The sequence below is a fragment of the Bacillus sp. FJAT-47783 genome (genome assembly GCF_022808615.1).
Lineage (GTDB): Bacteria > Bacillota > Bacilli > Bacillales > Aeribacillaceae > Bacillus_BZ.
In genome coordinates, this window is record NZ_JAKZKS010000027.1 from 1 (window position 1) to 20746 (window position 20746).

The 20746-nt window shown below is 37.0% G+C and carries 19 protein-coding genes; 8 read left to right on the top strand and 11 right to left on the bottom strand.

The features are described 5' to 3' along the window. The first annotated feature begins 230 nt into the window (after positions 1-230). From MLD65_RS15440 to MLD65_RS15460, 5 genes are all read left to right on the top strand, one after another. Positions 231-605 carry a hypothetical protein gene (locus tag MLD65_RS15440; protein ID WP_243292752.1) on the top strand — a complete coding sequence of 125 codons (375 nt, stop codon included), beginning with the start codon at positions 231-233 and terminating at the stop codon, positions 603-605. Then, on the top strand, positions 602-850 hold the full coding sequence (locus tag MLD65_RS15445; protein ID WP_243292753.1) for a hypothetical protein: 249 nt from the start codon (positions 602-604) through the stop codon (positions 848-850). Before MLD65_RS15440 ends, MLD65_RS15445 begins: the two co-directional genes overlap by 4 nt. 170 nt (positions 851-1020) lie before the next feature. Then, positions 1021-1632, top strand: a complete 612-nt coding sequence (locus tag MLD65_RS15450; protein ID WP_243292754.1) for a hypothetical protein — start codon at positions 1021-1023, stop codon at positions 1630-1632. Continuing rightward, on the top strand, positions 1629-3554 hold the full coding sequence (locus MLD65_RS15455; RefSeq protein WP_243292755.1) for a DUF6792 domain-containing protein: 1926 nt from the start codon (positions 1629-1631) through the stop codon (positions 3552-3554). The genes MLD65_RS15450 and MLD65_RS15455 overlap by 4 nt, the downstream gene beginning before the upstream one ends. 103 nt (positions 3555-3657) lie before the next feature. Beyond that, positions 3658-3984, top strand: coding sequence for a hypothetical protein (locus MLD65_RS15460; RefSeq protein WP_243292756.1), 327 nt, complete (start codon positions 3658-3660; stop codon positions 3982-3984). A gap of 85 nt (positions 3985-4069) precedes the next feature. Here MLD65_RS15460 and MLD65_RS15465 read toward each other — a convergent pair whose 3' ends face one another. After that, on the bottom strand, positions 4070-4276 hold the full coding sequence (locus tag MLD65_RS15465) for a hypothetical protein (protein WP_243292757.1): 207 nt from the start codon (positions 4274-4276) through the stop codon (positions 4070-4072). Positions 4277-4414: 138 nt separating this feature from the next. Here MLD65_RS15465 and MLD65_RS15470 point away from each other — a divergent pair, with 138 nt between their 5' ends. Then, positions 4415-4852 carry a transposase family protein gene (locus tag MLD65_RS15470; protein WP_243292758.1) on the top strand — a complete coding sequence of 146 codons (438 nt, stop codon included), beginning with the start codon at positions 4415-4417 and terminating at the stop codon, positions 4850-4852. A 55-nt stretch (positions 4853-4907) separates the two neighbouring features. Next, positions 4908-5450, top strand: a complete 543-nt coding sequence (locus MLD65_RS15475; protein ID WP_243292759.1) for a transposase — start codon at positions 4908-4910, stop codon at positions 5448-5450. A gap of 708 nt (positions 5451-6158) precedes the next feature. Here MLD65_RS15475 and cydC read toward each other — a convergent pair. The 5 genes from cydC to MLD65_RS15500 form a co-directional block, all read right to left on the bottom strand. After that, positions 6159-7898, bottom strand: a complete 1740-nt coding sequence (gene cydC / locus MLD65_RS15480) for a thiol reductant ABC exporter subunit CydC (protein ID WP_243292760.1) — start codon at positions 7896-7898, stop codon at positions 6159-6161. Beyond that, the gene (gene cydD / locus MLD65_RS15485) at positions 7895-9616 is read right to left on the bottom strand and encodes a thiol reductant ABC exporter subunit CydD (protein ID WP_243292761.1); all 1722 of its coding nucleotides are present in this window, start codon (positions 9614-9616) and stop codon (positions 7895-7897) included. Before cydD ends, cydC begins: the two co-directional genes overlap by 4 nt. After that, entirely contained in the window at positions 9616-10629 is a 1014-nt protein-coding gene (gene cydB / locus MLD65_RS15490; RefSeq protein WP_243292762.1) for a cytochrome d ubiquinol oxidase subunit II, read from the bottom strand. Before cydB ends, cydD begins: the two co-directional genes overlap by 1 nt. Beyond that, positions 10626-12023 carry a cytochrome ubiquinol oxidase subunit I gene (locus MLD65_RS15495; protein ID WP_243292795.1) on the bottom strand — a complete coding sequence of 466 codons (1398 nt, stop codon included), beginning with the start codon at positions 12021-12023 and terminating at the stop codon, positions 10626-10628. Before MLD65_RS15495 ends, cydB begins: the two co-directional genes overlap by 4 nt. A gap of 193 nt (positions 12024-12216) precedes the next feature. Next, positions 12217-13284, bottom strand: a complete 1068-nt coding sequence (locus tag MLD65_RS15500; protein WP_243292763.1) for a GGDEF domain-containing protein — start codon at positions 13282-13284, stop codon at positions 12217-12219. 229 nt (positions 13285-13513) lie between these two features. Here MLD65_RS15500 and MLD65_RS15505 point away from each other — a divergent pair, with 229 nt between their 5' ends. Next, positions 13514-14206 (top strand): Crp/Fnr family transcriptional regulator, encoded by a 693-nt coding sequence (locus MLD65_RS15505; RefSeq protein WP_243292764.1) that lies wholly within the window; start codon positions 13514-13516, stop codon positions 14204-14206. A 296-nt stretch (positions 14207-14502) separates the two neighbouring features. On the opposite strand, the gene arcC is transcribed toward MLD65_RS15505, so the two are convergent. The 5 genes from arcC to arcA all read right to left on the bottom strand — a co-directional run bounded on the left by arcC (position 14503) and on the right by arcA (position 20674). After that, a complete protein-coding gene (gene arcC / locus MLD65_RS15510) occupies positions 14503-15465 on the bottom strand; it encodes a carbamate kinase (RefSeq protein ID WP_243292765.1) in 963 nt (320 codons plus the stop codon). 91 nt (positions 15466-15556) lie between these two features. Beyond that, positions 15557-17038 (bottom strand): YfcC family protein, encoded by a 1482-nt coding sequence (locus MLD65_RS15515; protein ID WP_243292766.1) that lies wholly within the window; start codon positions 17036-17038, stop codon positions 15557-15559. 21 nt (positions 17039-17059) lie between these two features. Beyond that, positions 17060-18415, bottom strand: coding sequence for a M20 family metallopeptidase (locus MLD65_RS15520; protein WP_243292767.1), 1356 nt, complete (start codon positions 18413-18415; stop codon positions 17060-17062). Further along, positions 18375-19412 carry an ornithine carbamoyltransferase gene (gene argF, locus MLD65_RS15525; RefSeq protein WP_243292768.1) on the bottom strand — a complete coding sequence of 346 codons (1038 nt, stop codon included), beginning with the start codon at positions 19410-19412 and terminating at the stop codon, positions 18375-18377. The genes MLD65_RS15520 and argF overlap by 41 nt, the downstream gene beginning before the upstream one ends. 29 nt (positions 19413-19441) lie before the next feature. Then, a complete protein-coding gene (gene arcA / locus MLD65_RS15530) occupies positions 19442-20674 on the bottom strand; it encodes an arginine deiminase (RefSeq protein ID WP_243292769.1) in 1233 nt (410 codons plus the stop codon). Positions 20675-20746: the final 72 nt, after the last annotated feature.

The following is a 20746-nucleotide window of genomic DNA, read 5'->3' on the forward strand; positions in this document are numbered from 1 at the left end:
TGCCTGGTCCGTGACACTGGCATTTTGGACAAGTATCAAGCACAGGAAAGGCATTCATCTTTCCTCTTTTTGCGTATTCTTTTAAACCGATGCCAAAATCATAGGAAATGATCACGTTCAACACTCCTCCAATTAATATGCAAAAAATTTAGCATATTATCTCAGAGGCGTGTCATGTAAGTTCTGGAGGAATTTGAAAATTTTTAAAGGTTTTTAGAGGGAATAAAGTGATGATTTACAACAGTGTCACAACAACATATGAAAACTCAAAGCTTGCAGATATCGTTTGGCTAAACCTCGAGACATTATCTGAGTCGATTGGGTATGAAGGTGAATACCAAGAATTAGAATTCAAAGATAAGACCATTTATTTTGCAAAAGAAATCTTCCAAGTTGATGAAAAAAAATATAGTCCTATATATAGTTTTTTTGCCTATATTATTCCAAAGAATAGTCACCAGGGTATTGAATTTGTTTACGATATTACTTGTACAGATGATAGGACACCTTGCCATATTGATGTTGAGAGAGAAGAAGAAATATCGAAAATGTTAATGGAATCCATTCAATTCAATCCGAAAGCAAGTGGGGAGAAGAAAGAATGACAACTGAATCCAATCAAGAAGTGTTAAATTCCAATATTTTACGGGCAAGAATGATGAATAGCGAATATAAGAACCTTACTGTCGAAGAAGTGAAGAGAATTTACATCGAAGAGACAGGAAAAGAGCCTCCTGCACATATATGTGTATACCACTATTACTACTATGGTCTCAAACGCCACCCTCCCATCAACAGCCCTATAACCTTATCGTTTTTACATATTGTGCCAAAAACCAATTCCGAATAGGTCTATCCACTTATTTTGATGAAAAGCCTCATTTTTAATTGTACGTTGTTGTAAAATTATGCTAGTATCCTTATGGAATTTTAAGGTTGTTGAAAGGGGTTCTATACTTGAAAAAAACACTACTTTCCCTACTAACTATCTCAATACTATGGATTGGAGGATGCAGCAATATGAATGATCAAAAGGCGGATTCTAATAATCTACCAGACACCGTGGCATTTCAACATGAGTTTACCCGCGAATTTATGGAATCACCAGAAGAAGTGAAAGACGGCTATTACCGCTTCAAGTCGAAAACGGACGGATATACGATGTTGTATCCGACAAATGCTGAGATGGATGATAGGTATTATGAAATCAAAAAAGATTTAATCGAATTTATTTTTTATGGTGGCAAAAAAAAGGAAAATATTAGTTTCAGTGTCAAAGCAAAATATGAAAACTCAAAGCTTGCTGATATCATTTGGCTAAACCTTGAGACATTATCTGAGTCGATTGGGTATGAAGGTGAATACCAAAAGTTAGAATATAAAGATAAGACCATTTATTTTGCAAAAGATATTTATCAATTTGAGGAAAAAGAATATAGTCCTTTTTACAGTTTTTTTGCCTATATAATATCGAAGAAAAGTAACCAAGGAATAGAATTTAAGTATGAAGTCACCTGCACAAATGATAAAAAATCTTGCCAAATTGACACTAATAAAGAAGAAGAGATTGCAAAAATGTTAATGAAATCCATTCAATTCAATCCGAAAGCAAGTGGGGAGAAGAAAGAATGACAACTGAATCCAATCAAGAAGTGTTAAATTCTGATATTTTACGAGCAAGAATGATGAATAGTGAGTATAAGGATCTTACTGTTGAAGAAGTGAAGAAAATTTATATCGAAGAGACAGGAAAAGAGCCTCCTGCACTTATACGTGTATACCACTCTGATAAAATAGAGGGAATTAACGAAGAGGACTATGGGTTTGATGGTACCGTTATTCACTTCTATGATGAAGAAAAAGGAATTAATCAGACGTATACGATTACGAGAGGAAGTGAAGCCCCTGAAAAAGACACTTGGAAACCTCATGACTGGGTATATAACACTTTCGGTATTTTTACTGGACAAAATAAAACTCAATATGAAGCTGCAAAGAAATTTGACAGAATTGTAACCAAAATAATTACCAATGATGTAGCCAAATTAAATCCTAAGAAAAATATTTCATTAAAAAAATACGGATATGGACACTCATTAGGAGGAAATTTAATACAAACGCTTGAGTTAACAACAGGTGTTTTTGAAAAAGTATATGTCATAAACGATGCTCCGCCTAACTTTTATCAATTAGCTTATATTGATGAAGATTTCAGAAAAGAATTAGTAAAAAAATTTAGTATAGACTCTGATAAATTTAAACAAATCTACACCTTCCCCCCATCAGAGCTAAAAGCATTTGCTGAAGAGTATTATCAGGAGAAGGGGCAAACTATCTATCATTTAACAGCGAAGGAAGATATGTTGTATGCTGCGAGTATTGTTCGTGGGTTTATGAAGGTTGGAAACTATCAATATATTGATACGATGGATGATTTTGATGGAATTCGAGATTTGCTGGAGAAAATACCAGACCAAGAGTTACAGAAGATCCAAGTTTATTTAACTAAATTCTCTCCAGCCTACAATCAAGGTGGGTTTAATGGCTTAATGAAAGCAATGACTGGGATTGATTTAGATTTTATTGAAAAGGTTCAAAACTATAATCCTTGGGAATACATAGCGAACTTTTCATCCATTGTAAAAGGATCAGTTCAAATGATAGCTCATATGGAAGTGAGAGCTTCAGAATTCATAGAGATATTGAAGATTTTGCACAAAAATATCGATCCCATTTTAGACGTTTTTGTAGAACTTGGATACATGAAGCCAATTGAGAAGCAAAAAATTATGCAAGCGATCAATGGCATTCAAAAGGATTTAAATGATCTCGAAAACTTGATCAAAGACACGATGAGTTGGAAAAGCTTCCTATTATTATCACCAGCGCTTTATAGTATTGCAATTGGTGATATTATCCAAACATTAAAAAAAATCAAAGAAAAGCAATTAAGTATAATCGGACAATTTCATCTCATTAAGGAAAATACAGAAAACTTAATGAATGCCATTGACAAAAGCGTAAGTGCACATGGGTTAAATACGGTGATCAATAGCATTTCAAAGAAAGGAAGGCGCTATGACAATGAAGGAAATCTAATTTTAACGAAAAACGTGAACAATCAGAGGATTGAAGTCAACCTTTCTGTCGCTGTAAAGATTTTCAAAAAGGGATTTTCGATTATCGAAAAGAAACAAGATATTCTCAATGGGTTAAAATTGTCCTATAATGAACAATATCTTGATGATTTTGAAAATAGAAAACGAGATTTATACAACAAGATAGCTCATATAGAAGGAAACCCTAGTAGTTACAAACATTTATTAGGTAAATATGCATATGAGTCAGAAATGTATTCATTAAAGAAAATCGATGTCCATGAAGAAATTCCTCCCTTAAGCGAACAATTTAAATCTGAATTTGAACAGATGTTCTTTCATTACGAACAGGAAATGGCCAAAACGAAAAAAATGATCCTTCAAATCAAGATTGGAATTGAAGAATTGTTTAAGGAAGAAAAATCACTAGCACAATTATTTAACCTCAATCATTAAAGAAATGTGAAAACCCAATAGATGCCAAGGGTAATTTCCATTAATCAGGTGGAAATGCCACACATTCACTCTTGACAAACATGCCAATTTAGAGGGGGATAAAATGGATCAACGAAAAGTGACGTATTATTTCCAAAGTAATCAAGACTTAACCTATAAAGCCAATGATTTCATTAATAAAGTTGAAGCCATGAATGAGCTCGGTGCTGAACTCGTTCATTTTATTCAAAACGAAACAAACGGAAACTCTGGTAAAATCATTGAACAAATCAATAAAACGATTGAAAAACATCAACAATTCAGCGAACAACTTACAATCTCTTACAAAGAAACTATGCGAAACGCAGCTATTCATTACTCAGACCATATTAATGACATGAACACTCAAAACATTACCTTGTATTATGAACGAGCAAAGATCGATGTTTAAGCAAGTTGCTACTTACGAATAAAGTGCTGTCCCCAATTAGCGTAAAAAGGGACAGCCTCCATTTAATAACATTTCAACCTACCATTCAAAGCTTCTCTCTCATCTCTTTCCTCAATTCAACGAGCTCATCAAATTGATAGAAAAAGCGTATTTTTTCTTCTGCCATTGTGTCTCCCTTTGGCTTCTCATCGACAATGAATCGCATAAATGACTCAGCTATGTCTTCTTCTGGATTCGTCATAGCATATTCTGTTATAAACTTCGACTTATTTTTTTCATAAAACTGATTCATTGCTTCATCACTTTCCAGCTCTGAGGAGTAAAATTTTTTCGTGATAATTATTAAATTCCTTCCCCTAAAAATACGTAAAATATGTGATAATTTAACTGAATTAGTACAGTAATATAGCGTTTTTAGGGGGAAGTTATTTTGATTACGAGAAAAGAAAAAAGGAAGCATGAAAGAGAAACAAATTATTTATTCGAGATCCTTAAAATTCAGAAACACTTTTTCAAAAATTTAATACATAATCTAAAAAATGTAGTAGATCCTCGACATCAAAGCTATATATCGTACGGTCCAAAGGTTATTTTATTCACTATGATTCTGAAAAATATGACGGGCTTGAAATCGATGAGAAATATGAGTGAAAGTTTTAATAAAGATGAATGTATAGAAAATATCCGAAAGGTATTAGGTCTGGAATGCCTTGATGAACTTCCTCATTATGATACGATTAACGATTTTTTATCTTGTCTAGATGTTGAAGAACTAGAAAAAACTAGAACCTATATGATTAAAGAATTATTGAAAAAAAGTCTTTTGAATCGTACCGAATTGAAGGGAAATACTGGGGGGCATCATTGATGGAACAGGCTTACACACCTTTCATAATAAGCACTGTGAACATTGTTTGAGACGGGTGTACACGAATAAAGAAACCGGAAAAACGGCTGTACTTTATATGCACCATGTACTTGAAGCAAAACTTGTAGTAGGTGACATGGTCTTTAGTATTGGATCAGAGTTTATCGAAAATGAATCAGAAGATGTCACGAAGCAAGATTGTGAATTAAAGGCGTTTCACAGGCTCGCAAAGAAAATAAAACAAACATTTAAGAGACTACCTATCTGTATCTTGGGAGATAGTCTCTATGCATGTGAATCCGTATTTAGTCTGTGCGATGATTACAAATGGAAATACCTATGCCGATTTAAGGAAGGCAGAATAAAAAGTATCGCTTCTGAGTTTCAGGCAATAAAAGAATTGGAGCAAAGTAAGACGAAGGATCGTCTATTTTGGGTTAATGATATTGCCTATAACGATAGAAAGGTTAACTTGGTGGAGTCAAAAGTGGAGATAGAAGAAGGTACACGGAAGGAATATGTATTCATAACTAACCTCAAAGTCAAAAAAGAACGTAGAAAGAATAATAGATGTAGGTCGGAGCCGTTGGAAAATTGAAAACCAAGGATTTAATCAACAAAAAAATATTCGTTACGCCATTAAACATGTCAATAGCCATAACTACATAGCTATGAAAAATCACTATCTCCTTGTACAAATAACGGATATCATTAGACAGTTATATGAAAAGGGTTCGACTGCCTTCAAGAAACTCAGAAAAACGGCAAAAGAAAAGTCCTCAAATCTGTTGGAATCGTTTCGGACACACATTTTAACAGATGAGGACCTCACTGCTTTGGACAAACCCATACAAGTAAGGTTTACCTAGCAGTTTTATTATAGCAAAGGATGTGATGTGAAAGAAGAAGTTTTTGAAGTTATCCACAATTTAAAAAGCAAAATGAGCAAATTCGGCTCGTCTTGACTATAGAAGTAAAAAAACAGCTGGCAATTTTACCTAATTGTGGATAAGTCCTTTTTTCACAGAGCACACGGAAAATAATAAATTTACTCTTCATAGCTGGTCGATGTAATCAATGAGTTCCACATCAAAGCCGAGTGTGTTATAGTAATGGTATGGGATTAGTTCTAATTGTAATTCCATGAAAATGCACCTCGCAAATTGGTATTTTGGATTGTTTGGCACTTCCATTTTACCATTTTTTCTCGAAGGTGCATTTTTGTTTTTTAAGCGAATTAGGCACTTTTTGAACACGCTCTTTTAGATGTTATTTATTTTTGTAAACGATTTGATTCTCCCGCTTATCAAAGATGAAAAGGACGATCTAATTGATAAAAGCGAGCATATCGTTCACTTTCGTTCATTAATTGTTGATGAGTGCCTTGTAATTGAATGGTTCCTTTATCAAGAAAGAGAACTTGATCGGTTAGGTGTACAAATGCTAAATGGTGTGTAATCCATAGCACAGTCTTATCTTGTAACACGGCAAAAATCGTTTGTAATAAATCGTTTTCGGTTACAGGATCAAGTCCTACCGTCGGCTCGTCCAAGATGACAACTGGGGCATCTTGAAGCAAAATTCGGGCTAGAGCAATCCGTTGCCGTTGTCCTCCTGATAAGCGCATGCCTGTTTCATGCATATGCGTTTCATATCCATCCGGAAGCGAATCAATATAGTCATGGAGCTTTACTTGCTTAGCTGCCCAATACACTTCTTCATCAGTTGCATTTCGTTTTCCTAAGCGAATGTTATTTATAATCGTTGTGTCAAATAAATGTGGTTGCTGGTTTAATACCGCGACCCAATTAGAAATCGTTGATCCGATCGTTGTCGTCTCAACACCATTAATCGTTACCGCTCCTTCTGTTGGAGAAATACCGCCTTCGATTAACTTTAAAATCGTTGATTTCCCTGATCCACTTGGTCCGAGCAAAGCGACTTTTTCACCTTGCTTAATCGAAAATGAAAGACGATCTAACGTTTTATGATGGGAGTCATATCGGAAAGAGACATTCTCAAGCTTAAGTGTAACACCTTCTGCACGATTCACTTTCTCTAAAACATAGTCATTCAGATCTTGCTTCTCTATTCGTTCAGTTGATAGTCGTGAAAGTCGATCAACGGAATCTTGATACGCTGGAACTTCACTTATGGCGTCTGATAACGGTAAAAAAGTTTCCGTTAAGGGGAATAGAACTAACACGAAAGCAGCAATAAGTGTATGAGAAAGATTGCCACTAGCACTTTCGTTTGCTGTCCAAAAGAGCATGGATACGAACAAAGTGGCAACAACCACTTGAGCGAATGAGTCCCTCCATCTCATAAAGCGTATGTGCTTCTGTTCAATACGGGATAGCTCTTCTTCCTCTTGTTCATACTCAGAAATGAAATCCGTTTGCCGTCCGCTAAATTGCCAATCACTTAATCCCATCACAGCATCTGTTAACCGTTCGTACAAACCATGGCGCTCAGCTTTCATTCTCTGTACGTTTGCTTTTGTCACAAGCAAAGATACAAAAGGAAAGAGAAAAAGTAAAACGCCTGCATGAACAGCCATGATGAAAGCAAATGGCCATGAGAAAAAGCCAAGAGCTAATACGGATAATACATATAGAAAAAGGCCGACTAAACTCGGAAACACCGTTTTCAAATAAATGTCTTGAAGACGCTCAATATCTTCTGCCAACATTCCTAGCACGTCCCCAGTCTTAAACGATAAATTTGATGATAATACGCGTGGTTCAATCAATTGATACACTTTAATTCGCATCTTAGACAAAATCTTCAACACCATATCATGTCCGATTAACCTCTCGATGTACCGTGAAACGGCTCGAGTAATCCCAAATGCTCTAACAGCAACAATCGGAACATAAATCATCAATAAATTTTCCGGTCTTGTCGCAGCCTTGGAAATTAAAAATCCTGAAGTAAACATTAAAAAGGCGGCAGAAAAAACCGTTAATAGGCCGAAAAAAACGACAAACAGTAAAAGGCGAATATTTTCTTTTAAATAGGGATAAATCCATCCTCTGTCATTCATTGCAGATCCCCCATTTGCGTTTTGACCATTTGGTAGTAATGACCTTTCATTCTCATCAATTGTTCATGCGTTCCCACTTCTTTTATCTCCCCTTCTTGTAAAAAGAAGATGTAGTCCATCTCTAACATCCAATGTAGACGATGAGTAGCAAGAAAGACGAGTTTTCCTTTAAATAGTTCCAGCAGCTTTTCTTTCACGTCATATTCTGTTTCAATATCTAAATGAGCCGTTGGTTCATCGAGTAAAAGGATCGGTCTGTTTTCGAGAAAAGCTCTGGCAACGGCAACGCGCTGGGCTTGTCCACCACTAAGCTCTCTTCCGCCCTCGCCGATTTTTTCATCAAGCCCATTCGGGAGTTCTTCGATTAGCTCCGTTAAACCAGCTTGCTCTATCGCCCACTCCACTTCTTCTAACGAGGCATCCGGATAATAAAACGTCATATTATTGAAGATTGTATCTTGGAACAAATAAGGATGCTGCGGAATATAAATGAGTTGCTTTTGCCATTCTTCTCTTTGCAAATGAGTAAATGTTTGTCCCCCAATTTGAATCGTTCCTTCATTTGCTTGCACGAATCCTCCGATTAAATCAATAAAGGTCGATTTTCCCGCACCACTTTCTCCGACAATGCCGATTTTCTTTAGCCCTTTTACCGTTAACGAGACGTTGTTAAGCGAAGGAGGACTGTCCTTATCATGTTGAACAACAATGGAGTGAAGCTGCAATTCCCCCTCTTCATTCCAACGATCCATTGGTTTTTTCACTTCTTCTTGAAAGCGAGGCATTGATAAAATGCCCATTAATTTTTTCCCTGCCTCTTGACCATTTAATGTTGCATGATAATCGGAGCCGATCTCTCTTACAGGGAGAAAATATTCAGGTGCTAAAATTAATATCGTTAACGCTGGCTGTAACACCATGTCTCCATCCACTAATCGAAGTCCTAAAAAAACAGCTACCGTTGCGACCGAAAGCATAGTAAAAAAGTCCATCGCAAATGAGGATAAGAAAGCCACTTTTAATGTTCCCATCGTTGCTTTCCGATAACGCTCACTAACATTAGAAATATTTTTTGTATGCCCTTTACTAAGCCCTAAATATTTTAATGTTTCTAGGCCACGTAAGGAATCGACAAAATGATTGGAAAGTACACGATACATGCTCCATTGCGCATCCGCTTTTTTTTGAGCTGCAAGTCCGAGCAATATCATAAATAACACTAAAATAGGTAAGGTCACGATTAAAATAATCGCAGACGTACGATCCAGCATGAAAATATAAAGAACAATCATAGCAGGAATGATAGTCATATGAACCATTTTTGGCAAAAATAGCATGATATACTGTTTAAATTGAGAAATCCCTTCCTGTAAAAGGGTTACAATATTTCCCGTTCCTAACTGTTTGGATACACGAGGGCCTAAATGAAAGAGTGCATGAAGAACCTCTTTTCGCAGTTCCGCCCCAAGCGTAACAGCATAATGGTACACCTTTTTCTGTTTAATATGATGAAGAGCATATCGAATAAGAAACATGAAAATAAAAAAGAAAAGGGATCGACTCGCCTCTTCGATCGATCCGTTATGAAAAAGATGCGTGACCACACCTGCAAGCAAAATGGCTTGCCAAATAATGGCCACTCCTTGAAAAATGGTTAAACCCATGAGGATCACGAGTATTTTTTTCATTCCTTTGTATCGCAATAGCTCTTTATTCATTAATAGACCATGTCCTTCCCATCTACACGCTTACGAAAAACATAATAGCTCCATATTTGGTAACCGAGAACAAATGGCAGCAATGTCAAGGCTACAATCGTCATGACCTTTAATGAGTATGCACCTGATGCAGCATTATAAACCGTTAAATCATAAGCACTTGAAAGTGAACTAATCATCACACGTGGGAATAGCCCCACAAAAAAAGATGCGACGGTTAAAACAATTCCGACTCCACTCATCGTAAATGTCCAACCATCTCGTTTTTTCTTTAATAAAACGATGATGAGAAGATAAGAAACAACAACGACCATGATTAGTGGAATCGTCACCTCGCCTCGATGTGTAAATAAGTCTGTCTCAAAATAAGAAAGGCAAACAAAAGCAGCGAGTGCAGCCAAAACGGCATAGACCATTTTTTGAGCAAGCTTACGAGCCCGTTGTTGTAAATCACCAACCGTTCGGATCGTTATAAACAGTAAACCATGCAAAAAGCATAAAAGCGTAACAGCAACTCCACCTGTCACAGAATACATATTGACATAATCGGAAAATCCGGCGTTTAATGTCATTGAAGCATCAATCGGCATTCCTCTTAATAGACTAGCAAAGAGTACCCCAAACAAAAATGGCGGTAAAATGCTGCCAAAGAAGATGACCCAATCCCACGTCTTTGTCCAAGTTGGATGGTTGACTTTTCCTCTAAACTCAAATGCAACGCCGCGACCAATCAACGCAAGCAGAACAAAAACAAAAGGAATATAGTAACCACTAAACATCGTGGCATACCAGTGCGGAAACGCTGCAAAAATCGCCCCTCCCCCTGTTAAAAGCCAAACTTCATTCGCATCCCAAAAAGGTCCAATCGTATTGATAAGCATCCGGCGTTCAATATTGTTTTTTCCAAGCAATTGCCCAGCCATACCTACACCAAAATCGAAGCCTTCAAGAAAAAAGAATCCGACAAACAACACTGCGACTAAAATAAACCAAAGTTCACTTAGTTCGATCATTGGATGGCCTCCTTATCAAATGGATCCACGGAGATGTTCAAATCCTTTTCCGCATCGTGATGATCTGTTCCTTTCTTAATTTCGCGAACAAATAAAAATACAAGCACAATAGCAAGAATAAGGTAAATCGTCGTAAAGGCGATAAATGAAAACAATAATGATTCAGCAGATACATTCGGTGATACCGATGCAGAAGTCGTCATATAACCGAACACTGTCCATGGCTGACGTCCTATTTCCGTCATAATCCAGCCTGCTGTGTTGGCCAGAAACGGAAAAGAAATTAGGGCAACCATTGTTTTGAGAAATAACGATTTCTCCATTAACCTTTCTCTAAAGTTCCACCATAGTCCCAATGCCGCCGCTAAAATCATCACCATTCCCGCACCTACCATAATCCGAAAACTCCAAAACGTTGTTTTCACAGGTGGAATATAATTACCAGGGCCATATTTTTCTTCATATTCTTTTTGAAGTGTAAGCATTCCAGGAACTTTTCCTGAAAATTCTTCATAAGCAAGATAACTTAAAGCATAAGGAACCGAAAGTTCAAAAGAGTTTTCTTGCTTTTCTACATCAATATTGGCGAAAACTGTCCACGGTGCCGGGTCATCACTATCTTCCCATAGCGCCTCACTGGCGGCCATTTTCATCGGCTGTGATTCCATTAAATGTTGAGCTTGTGCGTGTCCACTAAAGGCGATTCCAAGACCCGATATGAGGGCAACGACCATGGCCATGTTGAAAGATTTTGTGAAAATGGCGACCTCTTGTTTTTTTAATAGTTTATAAGCACTAACCCCGCCAATGAAGAAAGCACCTGTCGCTAATGCTCCAAAGATGGTATGAGGAAATTCAACTAATAATTGCGGATTCGTCATAAGTGCAAAAAAGTCATTCATTTCCGCTCTACCATTTCGAATCACTAACCCCACTGGCTCTTGCATGAAGGAATTCGCAGCTAAAATCCAAAAGGCAGAAAGCATCGTACCAATCGATACAAGCCAAATACACAGTAAGTGAACTTTCTTTGAAAGACGATCCCAGCCGAATATCCATAACCCAATAAAAGTTGACTCCATAAAAAATGCGAGCAACGCTTCAATCGCCAGCGGTGCACCAAAAACATCACCTACAAATCGCGAATACTCCGACCAGTTCATTCCAAATTGGAATTCTTGGATAATTCCTGTGACAACCCCAACAGCAAAGTTTATGAGAAATAAATGTCCCCAAAACTTTGCCATTTTCTTATAAACATCTTCGTTTTTAATGACATAAAGCGTTTCCATTAATGCGACCATAAACACTAGACCTATCGACATCGGTACAAATAAGAAGTGAAAAATCGTCGTAGACCCAAACTGAAGTCTTGCTAAAAACAACTCAGACACCATTTCTCCCTCCTACACGAATGTTTATATGAACGAATTGACCCACACATTGTTTTTCACAAATGTATTGTATCGAAAAAATATGTGCTTTTTGTCATAGTTCGTTGACTGATTCGTGACAGATATATAGATAATTTGTGTCAGAAAAACGGTGCCTGCCCCCGCTAAATGCACGGTGGGTCAGGCACCTAAATCAAGCACAGACTTTATTTCTTCCAGATCTTTTTGCTTTATATAGCCCCTCATCGGCCTTTTTTACTAATTGGTCGATGTCACTTGTCGTTTCAGGAAAAGCGGCTACCCCAATAGAAATCGTAATATTGATGACCGTTTGACCGGAAAGAACGAAGGAGTGTTTTTCTACTGCTTTTCGAATTCTCTCTGCTACCTGTTTTGCTTGATGTAACGAGCAATCGTGTAATAAAATCGAAAACTCTTCTCCCCCATTTCGATAAGCTTGATCAAATGGTCTCTTATTTTCACGCAAAATAACGGCCAATTGTTTTAATACTTCGTCACCAGCATCATGACCGTATGTATCGTTCACTTTTTTAAAGTGATCAATATCGATAAATAATAAGGATAACCTCTCTCCGTTTGACAATCGATGAGATTTAAAACCATTCATCTCTTCATCAAACTTTCGTACATTATTTAATCCGGTAAGAAAGTCCATTTTATTTTCTTTTTTCAATTTTTTTATCATCGCATTATAACGATAAATATATAAACTAAGTGAAACAATTAAAAAACCTACAGGAATCGAAATAAGAGCTAGAAAAAAGGTGATTTCCAAAGCTTTCATTATATTTGTTAAATAAATAAAGGCGATTAACGTACTAAATAAAGCTACTAGATTCATCAAGAAACCTTTCATTTGGAGGTTAAATCGAATCGTTGAAATCACTCCGAAAATCGCTCCTAATAATAATGCATTACTTGCTGCCACAATAGAAGCTTCATTCACCCCAAATAAAAGAATTCTTCCAGAAGCAATAATGACGGAAGCCAGCATAGAAGAAATAGGACCACCGAATAGAGCGGCCATTATCATAAAGAGATGACGTAAATCTAAAATGACTGAACTAGTAATTTGAATAGAGAAATACATTAATACGATCCCCATTAACCCCGTACCAGTTCCTATAAAAACTTTTGTTACGAAAGGCGAATAACTTCTCGTGTCTTTTTGACTCAAAATAAAGCCAACAATAAAAAGATACGAGATAATTAATGTCGTATGAAAAATAAAATCTTTCATTACATATACCTCCCTTTGTTAAGTAATAAAACTAGAGAAGGAGTATTTTCCTAGCACTATAAATTTCCCAAACTCTTACAATAATACCAATAGTTTTTACAATATGCCATTATTTTTAACTACTAAAAGCCTATTAACAAGAAATGTATACAAAATTGTAACTAAATTCCGCTTTATTAGTTAGAAGTTTCCATTACAATTAAAGTAACGAGAAAAGGGAGGAATACCCATGCGCCATCCACAAATTACAACTGACACCATTAAAGATATGGATATTTTATCCAGATTATCCCCAAAAGAAATCAAAGAGATCGAAAGGCACCTTTACTTTCGACAGTATAAAAAAGGGCAGATGCTTTTTTTTGAAGGAGATCCTCGTGAACGTATTTACGTTATTGTAAGGGGATACATTCGTTTAGAAAGAACGAATTCGAATGGATCTACTCGGTTTGATACTTTATTAAAGCCTACAAATTTTTTCCCTTATGAAGGTTTGTTTTACGATGAGGCGTATTCCTACTCTGCAGAAGCTTTTACCGATGTAGAAGTACTCTATCTTCCAACTTATTATATGGAAGAGATCATTAAGAAGAATAAAAAGCTTTTACTGCATTTAGTAAAATGCTTAACAGATAAAATGGTGATGCTTGAGCATCGTTTACAGTCTATCACAAACTCACATGCATCACAGCGAGTTGTTCAAATTATTGGTTACTTAGCAGAAGATCTTGGGGAGAAACAGGAAGAAGGCATCTTAATTCCCTGTCCAATTACCATTATTGAAACCGCAAAATTAACTGGAACAACACGTGAAACAGTTAGCCATGTATTAAAAAAATTAAAAAAAGAAGGAAAGCTCGAGTCAAATGAGAAGCGATTATTTTTAAAAGATTCTAATTATTTCCTGGCAGCTATTAAATAAATGGTAAGTTATTTGCCATTGTCTATTTACATAAGCTTAAAAATCGTATCCGCATGTTGCGTCCACATTCATGCAAGTTTGGATAACAAGTCCGCAAATTATGAAAATAGCCCGCAAGTCTTGAAAAAATCCGCAAATTCGTAAAAAAAGAACGGAATTGCATGAGAAGAGGGACTATTTGCGCCTTTTAAGCTGGACATCGAAGACTCCAATAACCCTTGGAAAAATCCTGATATTGTCAAAAAACCGCTAGGAAAATGTTCTAGCGGTTTTCATCATCGTGCTCCATCTTCTATTTAAGCAAAGCAAATTGATCTTTCCAAAATCGTTGTTCCCGCATTTCCGTGTAAGGCATCATACGCTTTATCCAGTGATGTAATGATGGCTTTTCGCCCTGGCTTAGAGCCTACAAATTCAAGAGCTGCTTGGACTTTTGGCAACATGCTTCCTGGCGCAAATTGACCTTGCTCAATATAAGATAGCGCTTCATCATAGCTTATTTTATCTAAGTTCTCTTGATTAGGTTTACCAAAATTAATCGCAACCTTTTCCACCGCTGTTAGAATCAGTAATAAATCGGCATCAATGAGCTCAGCCATTTTCTCTGTGGCAAAATCCTTATCAATCACAGCCTCTACTCCAACAAGCTTATCACCTTCCTGGATCACTGGAATGCCCCCGCCACCTCCAGCAATCACCACAAACTCTTGATCAACAAGTGTTTGAATACTATTCTTTTCAATAATATCAATTGGCTTTGGTGAAGGAACGACACGTCGATAGCCTCTACCCGAATCTGCACTCATCACAAAATGATTTTCTTCCATCAGTTTCTTCGCTTCTTCCTCTGTATAAAAGGAGCCTATTGGCTTCGTCGGATGCTGGAAGGCCGGATCCTCCTTATCTACCAGCACCTGTGTGATCATCGTCGTCACATTCACATCCATATTTTCTTTTTTCAACACATCGATCAACGCATTTTCTAGCCAATACCCAATCATCCCTTGACTCATTGCCCCACACGTATCAAGTGGCATCGCTGGAATCATATCACTTTGATTTAGCTGTTGCTGTAACACGATATTTCCTACTTGTGGGCCATTTCCATGTGATATAACTACTTGATGACCATCCATAATAATTTTTGCTAATTCCTTTGCTGTTTTATAGCAAGCTAACTGCTGATCCTCTGCTGTTGCACCGTTTCCGGTTTGAATAGCATTTCCTCCTAATGCAATAACAACCTTTTGATTACTCATTTTGCATTCTCCTCTCATTTATGTCCATGATTTACGAGACAAAGAATAGAAGGGAAGCGAGCTTAGCTTTTATGCTAAACCCGCTGTACTTCTACATTAAGACAGCTATACTTAGGGACACCATTATTAAAATTGTTAAGATAATTAACAGCTTCCACATAAATTTAAAGAAAATATCATATGGTACTTTTGCTATCGCCAATGCCCCCATAATAACGGCAGATGTTGGTGTAATGAGATTAAGAATTCCTGATGCTGATTGATAAGCAGTTATGACGATCGCTCTGTCTACTCCAGCAAAGTCAGCAAGAGGCGCCATGATAGGCATGGACAATGTTGCAAGACCTGATGTAGATGGGACTAAAAAGGATAATGGCAAGAAGAATAAAAACGATAGATTCGCAAATGTGACAGGTCCAAGATCTGCTAACAGATTTTCACCCCAGTGAAGCACAGTTGCTGTCATTCCGCCATCATTCATGACCACTGTAATCCCACGTGATACTCCAATAATTAGCGCAACCCCTAGTAAGTCCTTCGCTCCCTCAACAAAAGAACCCGTTAACTCTTCTTCATCCATACGATAAATGAATCCAATAATGATAGAGGATACTAAGAATAGCAGCGCTAACTCACCAAACCACCAATCGCCAAGTGGTAATATACCACCAAGGAACTTTCCTATAAATGGAATTCCTAAAACCGCATTATTCATATCTTCAAAGAACGTAATATTAAATTTATAAGCCCATGGAATAACACCGAGAATCATGATGAAGAAAGTTAAACCGAATATCCAAAGAACCGCTTTTCTTTTTTTCGTAAGCTCTATAACTTCTACCGTGTCATTCCCTTTTAAAAATTGTTCTTTATGCTGCTGGTGTAAATGTGAAACAAGCGATTTGCTTGGGTCTTTTTTCACTTTTTCAGCATATCTCATGACGTAAAGAATAGCGATAACAAGAGAAGCTACTAGAATAATTACACGTAATATAATACCGTCTCCGATAGAAATTCCTGCAAATCCAGAAGCAATCCCTGTTGCAAACGGGTTAACCGTTGAGCCTAATACACCGATACCTGCTCCAACAGCAATAATGAGAACAGCTGTTAAGGCATCGTACCCTGCAGCAATGATAATCGGAATAATTAATGGATAGAATGCGATTGTTTCTTCTGCCATTCCGTAAGTTGTTCCACCAAGAGCAAAGAGGGTCATTAAAATCGGAATCATAATTTTTTCAAGGCCTTCTAACTTCCGAACAACATGTCCGATTCCAGCATCAATTGCTCCTGTTTTCATGACGATTCCTAAAAATCCCCCAATAACGAGTACGAAAAGCGCTATATCTTGTGCATCAAAGAAACCTTTGATCGGTGCATATAATACTTCCCATAATCCTTGGGGTTGTTGTTCTGCAGATGAATACGTACCTGGAACTGGCTCTAATGTAGAGGCTGTTGGGTCTACATATTCATATTGACCTGCTGGGATGATCCATGTAAAAATGGCAATAACAACAATAATGAGAAATAAAATGGTAAAAGCCGTTGGCATTTTAAATTTTTTCATCTTTAAACCCTCCGTTTTAAACTATCGGGTTAATTGATAAATGGCTTTGCTATAAATTTTCATGGCTTTAAACAGATCAGCTAAGTCAACGTATTCATTTGGTTGATGCTCCACCTTAGGTTTTCCTGGAAAGACTGCACCAAAGGCTACTGAATTTTTTACAGCCCGAGCATAAGTAGCACCACCAGCTGAAATAGGTGTAGATTCCGTATCTCCTGTTTCTTCTTGATACACCTCCATCAATGTTTTTACTAAAAAATGATCTGTTGGAATATATATTGACTTTAACCAATCAAATTCTTGATATTCTAATCCGTATTGAGCCGCTACCTTCGTTAGCTTCTTCACAATATCATTTTTTGATTTTGTGACTGGAATCCGAATATCAATGGATACGATTTCTTTTTCACTAAGCTCAATTTTCCCGATATTGAACTTTAATTTTCCACTTACATCATCTTGACATTGATTAAATATCTTTGTTGCGTAAGGGTCTTCCCCAATTTCATTTGCAATAAATTGGATAGCTTTTGATTGAACATCTATATCCTTTAAGGCAATCGCTAAGCAGCAAATGGCGTTTATTCCTTCTTCAGGTACTTGAGCGTGAGCTGATTTTCCAATCACCGTAATGCCATCATTATTTTTTTCAAATTGAAAGTTCCGCTTAAATAGAGCTTTGGCTAATTCCTCTTGCTTTGGTCCATTATAGTGAATCCTGTCAGGAACGGCGTTAAAAGCACTTCCACCTCTAATATGCAAACCAGATGTATTTTCGCCAACTAAATAGAGCTGCAGTAATCCTTTTTCAGCGTAGGTAAGCGGAAAACTAGCATCTGGAACAAATCCGTATGACGGCATTTCCTCGTTTTCTTCATATTGTTTCATACAGCGCCATAGCGTTTCTTCATCTGTTCCAAAAATAAAACGTAAACGCTTTTTAAACGTTACACCTAAGTCCATTAATGCTTTCGCAGCATATATAGCTGCTAACGTTGGTCCCTTATCATCCTGTGTACCACGTCCGTACATTTTCCCCTCTTTTATAACCGGATTGAATGGATGGTATGTCCAATGATCTATATTTCCTGGTGGTACGACATCAAGATGACCTAAAATTCCAACCATTTCTTCCCCTTCACCAATTTCTGCATAGCCATAATAACCCTTAGGATCCATATACGTTTTAAAACCAAGCTCCTCACATTTGATGAGCGTATATTCTAAAGCGGCTTGGATGGCATCTCCAAACGGTTTGTTTGGAGATGCATCGTCAAGTACACTCGGTATCGACACGAGCGATCGCAGAGAAAAGTGTAAATCAGTCTCAATTTTTTTAAGTTGCGCTAATAAGCTCTCTTCGTTTAAAAAGTTCATTAACATCACCTTCTGCTAGCGTTGTAGCCATAACCGCCTTAATTGTATGCATACGGTTTTCAGCTTCATCAAATACAACAGAATTCTTACTACGGAACACTTCATCGCTTACTTCCATTTCAGTGAGTCCATATTTTTCGTAAATTTCATGGCCAACCGTTGTTTCATCATCATGAAAGGCTGGAAGACAATGCATGAAGATAGTATGATCTTTGCCTGTCATGCTTAGCATTTGCTGATTGACTTGGTATGGCTTCAGCATAGTAATCCGTTCTTCAAACTTTTCTTCTTCACCCATTGAGACCCATACATCTGTATAAATAACATCAGCATCTTGAACGCCTTCTTGCACATCTTCTGTTAGAGTAATGGTTGCACCTGTCTCTTTCGCAATCTCTCTAGCATAGTCAACCATTTCACTAGATGGGAATAATTCTTTCGGTGCGACTGCCCGGAAATCCATCCCCATTTTAGCTGCTCCAATTAATAGTGAGTTACCCATATTATTTCTTGCATCTCCTACATAAGCGAACTTCACACCTTTTAAATGACCTAGTTTTTCTTTTATTGTCATAAAGTCTGCAAGAATTTGCGTTGGGTGATAAAGATCCGTTAAGCCGTTCCAAACAGGTACTCCTGCACTCTTCGCTAATTTTTCTACCGTTTCATGTTTAAATCCTCGGAATTCAATACCATCGAACATTCTACCTAAAACGATTGCAGTATCTTCCACGGATTCTTTTTTACCAAACTGGACATCAGCTTTTCCTAAATATTCAGGTTGTGCGCCTAAATCGACACAAGCTACGACGAAAGCACAGCGTGTACGTGTAGATGGTTTTTCAAATAAAAGAGCGATATTTTTCCCTTCTAATACTCGGTGTGGAATCCCTAGTTTTTTTAATCGTTTAAATTCAATTGATGTATCAATTAAATATTCAATTTCTTCTTGTGTAAAATCTCTTAATGTTAAAAAGTTACGATTTTGTAAGTTCATGTTTTTTCACTCCTAAATTTTAATGAAAACTAAATATCTTCTCGGTAAATTGGCATACTCATGCAACGTGGGCCCCCACGACCTCTTGAAAGTTCAGAGCTTGGAATTTCAATAACCTCTAAGCCATGTTGTCTTAGTAAGTCGTTAGATACATAGTTTCGATCGTATGTCATCACAACGCCTGGAGCTATAGCTAATGTGTTAGAACCATCATTCCATTGCTCACGTGCAGATGCGATTGGATCTCCACCACCACATGGGATCAATACAATTTCATCTAACCCAAGAACCTCTTTTAATGTTTCTGCTAAATTGTTCCGTTCCTGAATTTTTACTCGTCTTTTTTCTTCCCCCTTCTCCAGAATGAAAATTCTCATATTCCCTTCTGGTCCTTGAATTGCGGGATGAATCGTAAATTTGTTATAATCAACCATTGTAAACACGGTATCTAAATGCATGAAAGCTCGAGATTTAGGGATTTCAACAGCTATTACTTTTGTGATATCTTTTTGTTGTTCGAATAAATTAATCGCCATTTTTTCAATGGCTTGTGCAGTAGATCGTGCACTTACGCCAACTGCAACCGTATGTTTATTCAGTACGAGCTGATCTCCACCTTCCATTGAGAACTGGGAATCACGTGTTATCCATTTTGGAATATCTTGTGTTGCAAATCGTGGATGATGGTTCATAATATAATCCATAAAAATGGACTCTCTAACCCTAGCACTTTCATTCATTTTATTTATGGATATGCCTCCGCCGATGACCGCTGCTGGGTCTCGAGTAAAATATAAGTTTGGCATTGGATCTAGATAAAATGGATAGTGATCAGCCATTAGCTCATATAAATGAACTTTTTTATCTTGTTCAATCTCTGTTTTTAGTACACCCGCCATGACCTTTTCAACAAGCTCTTTTGTTGAACCTTTAAGCAGATAATCTTTTAAGTTTTGTCTTGCACCGTTTATATTTGATTTGCTCTCTTCTAAAATTTGATCGACAAATTGCTCACGTAGTTCATCAGTATGAAGGGATTCTTCAACAAGCGTTTCTAAATATAAGACTTCTACACCTCGGTTACGAAGAGCACTTGCAAAATAATCATGCTCCTTTTGAATAGCCGGAAGGAATGGAATATCATCAAACAACAATCGTTGTAAATATTCTGGCGTCAAATTTTCAACTTCTCTTCCGGGTCGATGTAAAATTACCGTTTTCAGTTCTCCTATTTCTGAAGTAACATGGAGTGGGTATTTCATCTTACTTCCCTCCTTGATATATTCATTTTCTTTACACCCTTATCTTACTCGGTTTTATAAGTACCTTGCTGT